General features: G+C 63.4%; 11 protein-coding genes. 2 read left to right on the top strand and 9 right to left on the bottom strand.

What is annotated here, in order from left to right; genetic code table 11:
* The 9 genes from RJQ10_RS09110 to ffh all read right to left on the bottom strand — a co-directional run.
* Positions 1 to 823: homoserine dehydrogenase (locus RJQ10_RS09110; RefSeq protein ID WP_350145796.1), on the bottom strand; the 823-nt coding region annotated here is incomplete at its 3' end.
* A gap of 40 nt (positions 824 to 863) precedes the next feature.
* Complete coding sequence (alaC, locus tag RJQ10_RS09105) at positions 864 to 2,051, bottom strand: alanine transaminase (RefSeq protein ID WP_350145794.1); 1,188 nt, start codon at positions 2,049 to 2,051, stop codon at positions 864 to 866.
* 135 nt (positions 2,052 to 2,186) lie between these two features.
* A complete protein-coding gene (locus RJQ10_RS09100; RefSeq protein ID WP_350145792.1) occupies positions 2,187 to 2,936 on the bottom strand; it encodes a thioredoxin fold domain-containing protein in 750 nt (249 codons plus the stop codon).
* Between the two features lie 85 nt (positions 2,937 to 3,021).
* Positions 3,022 to 3,915, bottom strand: a complete 894-nt coding sequence (gene xerD / locus RJQ10_RS09095; protein WP_350145790.1) for a site-specific tyrosine recombinase XerD — start codon at positions 3,913 to 3,915, stop codon at positions 3,022 to 3,024.
* Positions 3,916 to 4,228: 313 nt separating this feature from the next.
* Positions 4,229 to 4,588: a 50S ribosomal protein L19 gene (gene rplS / locus RJQ10_RS09090; protein WP_350145789.1), complete on the bottom strand. Its 360-nt coding sequence runs from the start codon at positions 4,586 to 4,588 to the stop codon at positions 4,229 to 4,231.
* Positions 4,589 to 4,633: 45 nt separating this feature from the next.
* Positions 4,634 to 5,377, bottom strand: coding sequence for a tRNA (guanosine(37)-N1)-methyltransferase TrmD (gene trmD / locus RJQ10_RS09085; RefSeq protein ID WP_350145787.1), 744 nt, complete (start codon positions 5,375 to 5,377; stop codon positions 4,634 to 4,636).
* Positions 5,378 to 5,406: 29 nt separating this feature from the next.
* The gene (gene rimM, locus RJQ10_RS09080) at positions 5,407 to 5,949 is read right to left on the bottom strand and encodes a ribosome maturation factor RimM (RefSeq protein WP_350145785.1); all 543 of its coding nucleotides are present in this window, start codon (positions 5,947 to 5,949) and stop codon (positions 5,407 to 5,409) included.
* Between the two features lie 15 nt (positions 5,950 to 5,964).
* Positions 5,965 to 6,213, bottom strand: coding sequence for a 30S ribosomal protein S16 (gene rpsP, locus RJQ10_RS09075; protein ID WP_350145783.1), 249 nt, complete (start codon positions 6,211 to 6,213; stop codon positions 5,965 to 5,967).
* Positions 6,214 to 6,372: 159 nt separating this feature from the next.
* The gene (gene ffh / locus RJQ10_RS09070; protein ID WP_350145781.1) at positions 6,373 to 7,752 is read right to left on the bottom strand and encodes a signal recognition particle protein; all 1,380 of its coding nucleotides are present in this window, start codon (positions 7,750 to 7,752) and stop codon (positions 6,373 to 6,375) included.
* Positions 7,753 to 7,849: 97 nt separating this feature from the next.
* Here ffh and RJQ10_RS09065 point away from each other — a divergent pair, with 97 nt between their 5' ends.
* Both RJQ10_RS09065 and RJQ10_RS09060 read left to right on the top strand, forming a co-directional pair.
* Positions 7,850 to 8,653, top strand: coding sequence for a cytochrome C assembly family protein (locus RJQ10_RS09065; protein ID WP_350145779.1), 804 nt, complete (start codon positions 7,850 to 7,852; stop codon positions 8,651 to 8,653).
* Positions 8,654 to 8,745: 92 nt separating this feature from the next.
* Positions 8,746 to 8,946 (top strand): CNNM domain-containing protein (locus RJQ10_RS09060; RefSeq protein WP_350145777.1); only part of this gene is annotated, 201 nt, incomplete at its 3' end.

The following is an 8,946-nucleotide window of genomic DNA, read 5'->3' as shown; positions in this document are numbered from 1 at the left end:
CGTTGGCCAGCAGCCGGTCTTCGGGAATCAGGGTGGGGTGCACCCGCAGTTCCACGCCCCGCTCGCCCTGCTTGGCGATACCCAGGTGCTTCACCCGGTAGCCCAGCTCCTCGGCATAATCGAGGTCCTGGGGGGTCAATGCGGAAATGCCCTCGGTATAGACCGAATCGAACTGCAGCGGGATGCCGAAGGCAATGGACGCCAGAATCACCAGTTTGTGGGCGGCATCGATGCCCTCCACGTCGAAGGTCGGATCCGCCTCGGCATAGCCCAGCGCCTGCGCTTCGGCGAGCACATCGGAGAACTCCCGCCGGTGTTCGCGCATCTCGCTGAGGATAAAATTGCCGGTGCCGTTGATGATACCCGCCAGCCATTCGATATGGTTGCCGGCCAGCCCCTCGCGCAGGGCCTTGATGATGGGGATGCCCCCGGCCACCGCCGCTTCGTAGCGCACCGCCACGTTGTTTTCCGCCGCCAGGGCGAACAGCTCGTTGCCGTGTTCGGCGATCAGGGCCTTGTTGGCTGTGACCACGTGCTTGCCGGCACGGATCGCGGCCTCCACCAGTTCCCTGGCCACCGTGGTACCGCCGATCAGCTCGACCAGTACATCGACATCCGGATCTGCCGCCAGCGCAAAAATATCCCGGCTGACTTTTACGCCGCTGAGGTCGCAGGAAGGATTGTCGCGGCGGGCGCCGACATGAACGATGTGCAGCGGAGCCTGGGCCCGCGCCGCGATCGCCTCGGCATTCTCGCGCAGCAGGTTGAAAGTGCCGCTGCCGACAGTTCCCAGGCCGCAGATACCTATTCTCACGGGTTGCACGTTCGTATTCCCTGTCATTGTCTCGGTAGTGGTCATGGGTTCAGGCGTGGCCGTCACTGCGGAACATGCGCTTGATATTACGCAGGGCCTGCCGCGTGCGGTGCTCGTTTTCGATCAGGCCAAAGCGCACATAGCCCTCGCCGTACTCGCCAAACCCCACGCCCGGTGACACCGCCACCTGGGCCTCCTGTAGCAGCCTCTTGCTGAATTCGATAGAACCCAATGCCTCGTAGGCAGGCGGGATCCGCGCCCAGACGAACATGGTGGCACGCGGCGGAGTCACCGGCCAGCCCAGGGCGTTGAGGCCGCTGCAGAGTACGTCGCGCCGGGATTTGTACATGGCGTTGATTTCTTTGACACAGGTCTGGTCACCTTCGAGAGCGGCGATTGCCGCGACCTGGATCGGCGTGAACATGCCGTAGTCCAGATAGGACTTCATCCGCCCGAGTGCGCCGATCAGCTGCTTGTTGCCGCAACAGAACCCGACCCGCCAGCCTGGCATGTTGTAACTCTTGGACATGCTGAAGAACTCGACGGCGACTTCGCGCGCGCCCTCTACCTGCAGGATGGAGGGAGCGACATAGCCGTCGAAGCACAGGTCCGCATAGGCGAGATCCTGCACCACCCAGATCTGGTGTTCACGGGCCACGGCAATAACGCGCTCGAAGAAATCCAGCTCGACCACCTGCCCGGTGGGGTTGGAGGGGAAGCTCAACACCAGCATTTTCGGCCGCGGCCAGCTGTTGCGGATGGCACTATCGAGTTCCTGGAAAAACTCCTCCTCATTGCCCATCGGCACATGCCGGATGTCCGCCCCGGAGATGACGAAGCCGTAGGGGTGAATCGGGTAGGCCGGGTTGGGCACCAGAATGGCATCGCCGGGGCCCGTGGTCGCCAGCGCCAGGTGGGCCAGTCCCTCCTTGGAACCCAGGGTGACAATAGCTTCGCTCTCAGGATCCAGGGTGACGTCGTAGCGCCGCTGGTACCAGTCACAGATCGCCTTGCGCAGGCGCGGTATCCCCTTGGACTGAGAGTAGCGATGGGTGTCACCGCGCCGCGCGGTCTCGATCATCTTCTCGACGATGTGACTCGGCGTCGGCTGGTCCGGATTACCCATGCCGAAGTCGATGACATCCTGGCCAGCCGCGCGCGCCTTCTGCTTGAGGTCACCAATGATATTGAACACATAGGGCGGCAGGCGCTGGATGCGCTGGAACTGGTCTTCCACGGCTAGGGAACTCGCTTGGGCGGCCGCTACGGGGCCGCGAACTAAAAAAGGTGGCAAACAGTACTGAGTACGCCCGGCACTGTCAACGGCTCCTCCGGGCAAGCCTGCCGGAGGGCACCGCTGACGCAGAGGCCGCTAGCGCAGGCCGAGGGTAACCATCAGCTCATCAGCCGACTGGTAGCCGGGGATCATCTGCCCAGTGGCAGTGACGATTGCGGGGGTACCGCGCACACCGAGGGACTGTCCCAGCTGATACTGGGCCGCAACCGGGCTCCCGGTGCAGACGTTGTCGGGCACGGATTCGCCGTTTTTCAGGCGGGTCAGAGCGAGTGCTGGATTCTCGGCGCACCAGGCTGTGGCCAGTTTCCGGTAGCCCTCCGACTCCAGGCCAGCGCGAGGATACGCAAGGTAGCGAACTTCCACCCCACGCTTGTTCAACTCAGGCACTTCACGGTGCAGCTTCTGGCAGTAGAAGCAGGTTACATCGGTGAACACGGAGATGTGGGACAGGGTCTCCCCTTCGGCGGGAAAGATGATCATGTCCTCCGCGGACACGGCGGCCATTTCCTCTGCCCGCATGCCGTCGCGGCGTTTCTCCGCCAGATTCACATAGCCAGCGGGCCCCACGGTAAAGAGGTCGCCGACAATGAAGAACTGCCCGCTGGCACTGGCATAGACCAGCGGCCCCTCCTGGAACTGGACGGCGTACATGCCGGCAATCTCACTGGCTTCGATGGTGGCGACCTTGAGGCCGTTGGCGGGGCTCTCGAGCATTTTCCGCAGGGAATCCTGCACGTTGGCCGGCACCGGCTCGGCTGCCCGGGTCAGCAGAGAGAATGCGGTGAAGGCAACAAGCACCGCGCCAATGAAAACTCGCTTGAACATGAACTATCCTCTGGTTGCTATGGCCCGGGCCGACAGGATTCGACTCGCCGCGCCTGATTGGAGCACGCGGGGAACCACAAGTTCCTCAGCCGCGCGGGTGATGCTTTGCATGCAGCTCCTGCATTCGCTGTTTCGCCACATGGGTGTAGATCTGCGTGGTGGTCAGGTCACTGTGTCCCAGCAGCATTTGCACCACCCGCAGATCCGCACCGTGGTTCAGCAAGTGGGTCGCAAAAGCGTGACGCAGCGTGTGCGGGGACAGCGGCTTGTTGATCTCCGCACGCCGGGCGTAGATTTTAATACGATACCAGAAGGTCTGGCGAGTCATCTGTGTGCCGCGGCGGCTGGGAAAGACGACATCGCTGGGTATGCCCTTGAGCAGTTCCGCGCGCGGGCCAGCCATATAGCGTTGCAGCCAGCTGAGGGCCTCCTCACCCATGGGGACCAGGCGCTCCTTGCTGCCTTTGCCGAAGACCCGCACCACGCCCTGGTTCAGGCTGACCTGCACCAGTTGCAGACCGGTGAGTTCCGATACCCGCAGGCCGCAGGCGTAGAGCATTTCCAGCATGGCCCGATCCCGGAATTCCAGCGCCAGTTCCGTATCCGGTGCCGCCAGCAACCGGTCCACGTCCTGCTCGGACAGGGACTTGGGCAGCGGGCGCCCCAGCTTCGGGCTGTCCACGTCCAGGGTGGGATCCACCTGCAGCCGCCCTTCGCGCAGCAGGAACCGGTAGAAACTGCGGGCGCAGGACATAAAGCGCGCCGTCGAGCGCTGGGACTGCCCTTTCATCAGGCAGGCACCGAGGTAGGACTGCAGGTCGGCGCGGTCGGCGCGCAGAATACTGCTGTCGCGAGACGCCAGCCACTGCTGGTACTGGCTCAGATCCCGGCGATAGGCACTGAGGGTATTGTCGCTGAGCCCCTTCTCCATCCACATGGCGTCGATATAGTGCTCAATGTCAGGGTGGGTGGCGGGCATCGCGCAAGATTACCACGGAAGTGCTGGCAGGGAGGACTGGGGACTGAGGTGCGGGAGACTCTTGAGGATAGCCCGGAGGAGCGGCCAGGGGTTGGCTGGACCGTATGCGACATGGATGTCGCATCCGAGCCTACATGGATGTATTTACGGCGTGTCCAGCCAGCCCCTGGCCGTTTCTCCGGGCGGCGGCTTGGGCACCCTCGCGGCCCGCTGGCGACAGGACCTGCGGGAGGTCGGTCCCTGGCACCCAAGCCACAAAACCCGGACACAAAAAAGCGGCCCGAGGGCCGCTTTCCGGGGAATACCCTGCGCCTTAGCGGGCGCTGAGCTTTTCCTTGATCCGCGCCGCCTTGCCGGACAGTTCGCGCAGGTAGTACAGCTTGGCCTGGCGCACATCGCCGCGACGCTTGACCGTGACGCTGTCGACCAGCGGGCTGTAGGCCTGGAAGGTACGCTCTACGCCGACGCCGTGGGAGATCTTGCGCACGGTAAACGCGGAGTTGAGGCCACGGCTGCGCTTGGCGATGCAGACACCCTCAAAGGCCTGCAGACGCTCGCGGTTGCCTTCCTTGACCTTGACCTGAACCACCACGGTGTCACCGGGGCTGAACTCGGGCAGATCCTTTTGCATCTGTTCAGCGTCAAGCTGAGAAATAATCTTGTTGGTGCTCATGGTGCGCTCCTGTCGTTTACCGTGCCTAGCTTCACAGCTAGCGAATTAAGCCAAATCGCGCTCCTGGCGGTACAGCGCCAGCAGCTCCTGTTCTTCGGGCGTCAGCGCCCTTTGCTCGAGCAGATCCGGGCGCCGCTCCTGCGTGCGACCCAGTGCCTGCTTGAGGCGCCAGCGGCGAATCCTCTCGTGATCACCGCTGAGCAATACTTCCGGTACGGTCCTGCCCCGGTACTCCTCGGGGCGGGTGTAGTGGGGGCAGTCCAGCAGGCCGTCGGCGAAGGAATCCTCCTGCGCCGACAACTCGTGCCCCAACACCCCGGGCAACTGGCGGATTACCGCGTCTATCACCACCATCGCGGCCAGTTCGCCGCCACTCAGCACGTAGTCGCCGATAGAGAGCTCTTCGTCGACCTCACCCTCAATCAGGCGTTCATCAACGCCTTCGTAGCGCCCCGCCACCAGCTCCAGGGCCGATTCCTGCGCCAGGCTCACCGCCTTGCGGTGATCAAACCGCTGCCCCTGGGGCGACAGGTAGATCACCCGACTGCGTTCACCTGCATGCTCCTTCGCCGCCGCTATGGCCTGCTCCAGAGGGGCTATCTTCATCACCATGCCGGGGCCGCCACCGAAGGGGCGATCGTCCACCGTGCGATGGCGGTCATGCGTAAATTCGCGGGGATTGCTGTGGCTGAAGCCCACCAGTCCCTGCTGCACCGCGCGGCCGGTAATCCCGTGCTCGCTGATGGCGCCGAGCATTTCCGGGAACAGGGTCACTACCGCAATGTGCATGCGCCCACCTGCCTCCGCCAGCTCGCTCCCTAGTCTTCCGGGAACCAGTCCACCTCAATTCGCCCTGCCGCCTCGTCTACCTGCCTCACCGTCGTACCGGGGAGCCAGGGGATGAGCCGTTCCCGCTGGTCGATACTGCCCTCGCAGGGCTTGATCACCAGCACATCGTTGGCACCGGTTTCGAGCAGGTAGTCCACTTCACCGAGCAACACCTGGCCTTCTTCCGTGCCACACCAGACCTGCATGCCCTGCAGCTGGTGCCAGTAATAATCGCCTTCTTCCAGCTCCGGCAGCACATCACCGTCCACGCTGATCTCCAGCCCCTGAAAGGTCTCCGCCAGGTTGCGGTCGTCCACCCCGCGGATGTGGGCCACCAGGCCCTTGCCCTGCCGCCGGCCAGCGTCGAAGTCTATGGCCTCCAGGCCACCTCGGCGCTGCACCTTCCAGCCACCGTAATCGAGGAAATTCTCCATCGGTTCGGTGTAGGAGTGTATCTTGACCCAGCCCTTGATCCCGTAGCAGCCGGTTATCCGGCCGATAACGAGACGGGGGCTGGCGGCGGGCTCACTCATGCCACCCGCACCGACTCAGGCTGCTGCGCCCGCTTCCCTGACCAGCTTGGCCACGCGATCGGACAGCTGCGCGCCCTGGCCCTGCCAGAATGCGATACGTTCGGCGTCCACTTGCAGGCGCACTTCCTGGCCGCGGGCGACGGGGTTGAAGAACCCCACGCGCTCAATGAAGCGACCATCACGTGCCTGGCGGCTGTCAGTGACCGTCAGGTGATAGAACGGGCGCTTCTTGGCACCACCACGAGAAAGACGAATTGTTACCATATTCCGTTATTTCCTGAAAATGAGTCGGGATCTGCGGCCAATCTTCCGCCATATCCACGGCAAATACCGGCACCACGGCCGCAAAGGTGGCGTATCATACGGAACTTCAGCGGGTTTTAAAAGCCCTTGCGGGCGGAAATTTTCAGTGCTTCTAACAACTTACCGGAACGGGAAGCCACCGCCGGAGCCGCCGCCCGGGGGCATCATCCCGCCGAGGCCGCGCATCATTTTCTCCATGCCGCCGCCCTTCATCTTCTTCATCATCTTCTGCATCTGCTTGTGCTGCTTCAGCAGGCGATTGAGATCCTGTACCTGAGTGCCTGAGCCCTGGGTAATGCGGCGCTTGCGCGAGCCGACAATGAGGTCGGGGTTGCGCCTTTCCCGGGGCGTCATGGAATTGATCATCGCCTCCATGCGGGCAAACATTTTCATGTCCAGGTTCTGCTGCGCCATCTGCGCCACATTGCCCATGCCCGGCAGCTTGTCCAGCATGCCGGTGATCCCGCCCATGTTGTTCATCTGCTGCAGCTGGTCGCGGAAATCCTCCAGATCGAAGCGGCCGCCCTTCTTGACCTTGCGCGCCAGGCGCTCGGCTTTCTCCTTGTCGACCTTCTGCTCCGCCTCCTCGATCAGCGACAGGACATCGCCCATGCCGAGGATCCGAGACGCGAGCCGGTCCGGGTGGAACGGGTCCAGGGCCTGGGTCTTTTCACCAACGCCGAGGAACTTGATCGGCTTGCCGGTGATGGTGCGCACGGACAGCGCCGCGCCGCCGCGGCTGTCCGCGTCAACCTTGGTCAGGATAACCCCGGTGAGGGGCAGCGCCTCGCCAAAGGCCCTGGCAGTGGTGGCCGCATCCTGGCCGGTCATGGCATCGACCACGAACAGGGTTTCAGCCGGCTTGCTGACCCGGTGCAGCTCTGCGATCTCGGCCATCATGGCCTCGTCGATCGCCAGCCGGCCGGCGGTGTCGATGATCAGCACATCGCTGAAGCGGATCCGGGCGTGATTGATGGCGGCGACCGCAATATCCACCGGTTTCTGGTCGGGCTGGCTGGGGAAGAAATCGACCCCGACCTCGGCGGCAAGCGTCTCCAGCTGCTTGATCGCCGCGGGGCGGTAGACGTCGGCACTGACCACGGTCACCGACTTCTTCTCCCGCTCCTTGAGCAGGCGCGCCAGCTTCGCCACGGAAGTAGTCTTGCCCGCGCCCTGCAGGCCCGCCATCAGGATGACCGCGGGCGGCTGCACCGCGAGATTGAGGCCCTCGTTGGCGGTGCCCATGACGGCTTCCAGTTCCGCCTGCACGATGCGCAGGAAAGCCTGGCCCGGGCTCAGGCTCTTCATTACCTCCTGGCCCAGTGCGCGCTGCTTCACCGCCTCGACAAAATCCTTCACCACGGGCAGGGCTACATCCGCCTCAAGCAGCGCCATCCGCACTTCGCGCAGGGTGTCCTGGATATTGTCCTCGGTGAGGCGTGCCTTGCCGGTGATCGAGCGAAGGCTCTGCGACAGGCGATCGGAAAGGCTCTCAAACATTGGAATGACTCTCGGCAGCGGCCGGCGCTATTGATTATGGCCGGACAAATCGGTACAAAGGGGCGCAGTATACGTTACCCGGGTCCAACCCCCAAACATGCCGCTGCCCCTGCTCGCCATTGTCGCCGCGCTGCTGTATTTCGCTGCCGCGGGCCTGCACCTGTCGCACATCCTCCGGCGGCGGCCACGGCTCAGTGGGGCGGTAATCGGCATGGGCGCTGTCGCCCTGCTCTGCCACGCAATGGTTGCCTGGTTCAGCATTTTCGACAATCACGCCATTCACCTCGGCTTCTACAAGATCCTGGCGCTGATCTCCCTGGTAATCAATATCGCCTGCCTCGCCTGGCTGGTGCGGCGGCCGCTGCAGAACCTGCTGGTGGCCCTGATGCCACTGTCAGCGGCAGCGGTACTGATCTCCGCCTTCGCACCCCATTCCGGCACCACCCCCGAAACCCTGGGCCGGGGACTGCTGCTGCACATTGCGGCCTCCATCCTCTCCTATGCAGTGCTGACTCTCGCCGCAGCGCAGGCCGCGCTGGTGGCGGTGCAGGACCGGCAGCTCAAGCAACACCATGCCACCGGCATTGTCAGCTTCCTGCCGCCCCTGCAGTTGATGGAAACCATGCTGTTCGAGCTGCTCTGGGCCGGCGTGGTGTTATTGACGATCGCCATCGCCTCCGGCTTCCTGTTCCTGGACGACATTTTTGCCCAGCACCTGGTGCACAAGACCGTGCTGACCCTGGTGGCCTGGGTGATCTACTCCACCCTCCTCTGGGGCCGCTACCAGCTGGGCTGGCGCAGCCAGACCGCGGTGCGTTTCACCCTGGGCGGCTTCGCCCTGCTGATGCTGGCCTTCTTCGGCTCGAAACTGGTGCTGGAACTGGTGCTGCAACGCAGCTGAGCCGCCTGCAATTGATACCTCCCGGGGCTTGCTCCCGCCGGGCTTTTTCTTCAAGATAGCCGGTCCATTCATGCCAAAGGTCCGCCCCCGCTTTGAACGAAGCACCGCTGGGTCTCCTATACTCAGTCCTGGTAGTCCTCATTCTGCTATCCGGTTTCTTTTCCAGCTCGGAAACCGGGATGATGTCCCTCAACCGCTATCGGCTGAAACATCTCCGCAAGCAGAACCACAAGGGCGCCCGCCGCGCCAGCAAGCTGCTGGACCGGCCGGACCGGCTGATCGGCCTGATCCTG

The organism is Haliea sp., assembly GCF_040222615.1.
Lineage (GTDB): Bacteria > Pseudomonadota > Gammaproteobacteria > Pseudomonadales > Halieaceae > Haliea.
Note: the sequence above shows the minus strand (reverse complement) of the source record. Positions and strands in the feature narration are given on the sequence as shown.

What these genes read in the sequence shown, in the direction of transcription:
- rplS (WP_350145789.1), bottom strand. Translation starts at nt 4,588, where the DNA reads ATGAGCACCAACAAGATTATTTCTCAGCTTGACGCTGAACAGATGCAA.
- ffh (WP_350145781.1), bottom strand. Translation starts at nt 7,752, where the DNA reads ATGTTTGAGAGCCTTTCCGATCGCCTGTCGCAGAGCCTTCGCTCGATC.
- rpsP (WP_350145783.1), bottom strand. Translation starts at nt 6,213, where the DNA reads ATGGTAACAATTCGTCTTTCTCGTGGTGGTGCCAAGAAGCGCCCGTTC.
- RJQ10_RS09100 (WP_350145792.1), bottom strand. Translation starts at nt 2,936, where the DNA reads ATGTTCAAGCGAGTTTTCATTGGCGCGGTGCTTGTTGCCTTCACCGCA.
- rimM (WP_350145785.1), bottom strand. Translation starts at nt 5,949, where the DNA reads ATGAGTGAGCCCGCCGCCAGCCCCCGTCTCGTTATCGGCCGGATAACC.
- RJQ10_RS09065 (WP_350145779.1), top strand. Translation starts at nt 7,850, where the DNA reads ATGCCGCTGCCCCTGCTCGCCATTGTCGCCGCGCTGCTGTATTTCGCT.
- xerD (WP_350145790.1), bottom strand. Translation starts at nt 3,915, where the DNA reads ATGCCCGCCACCCACCCTGACATTGAGCACTATATCGACGCCATGTGG.
- trmD (WP_350145787.1), bottom strand. Translation starts at nt 5,377, where the DNA reads ATGCACATTGCGGTAGTGACCCTGTTCCCGGAAATGCTCGGCGCCATC.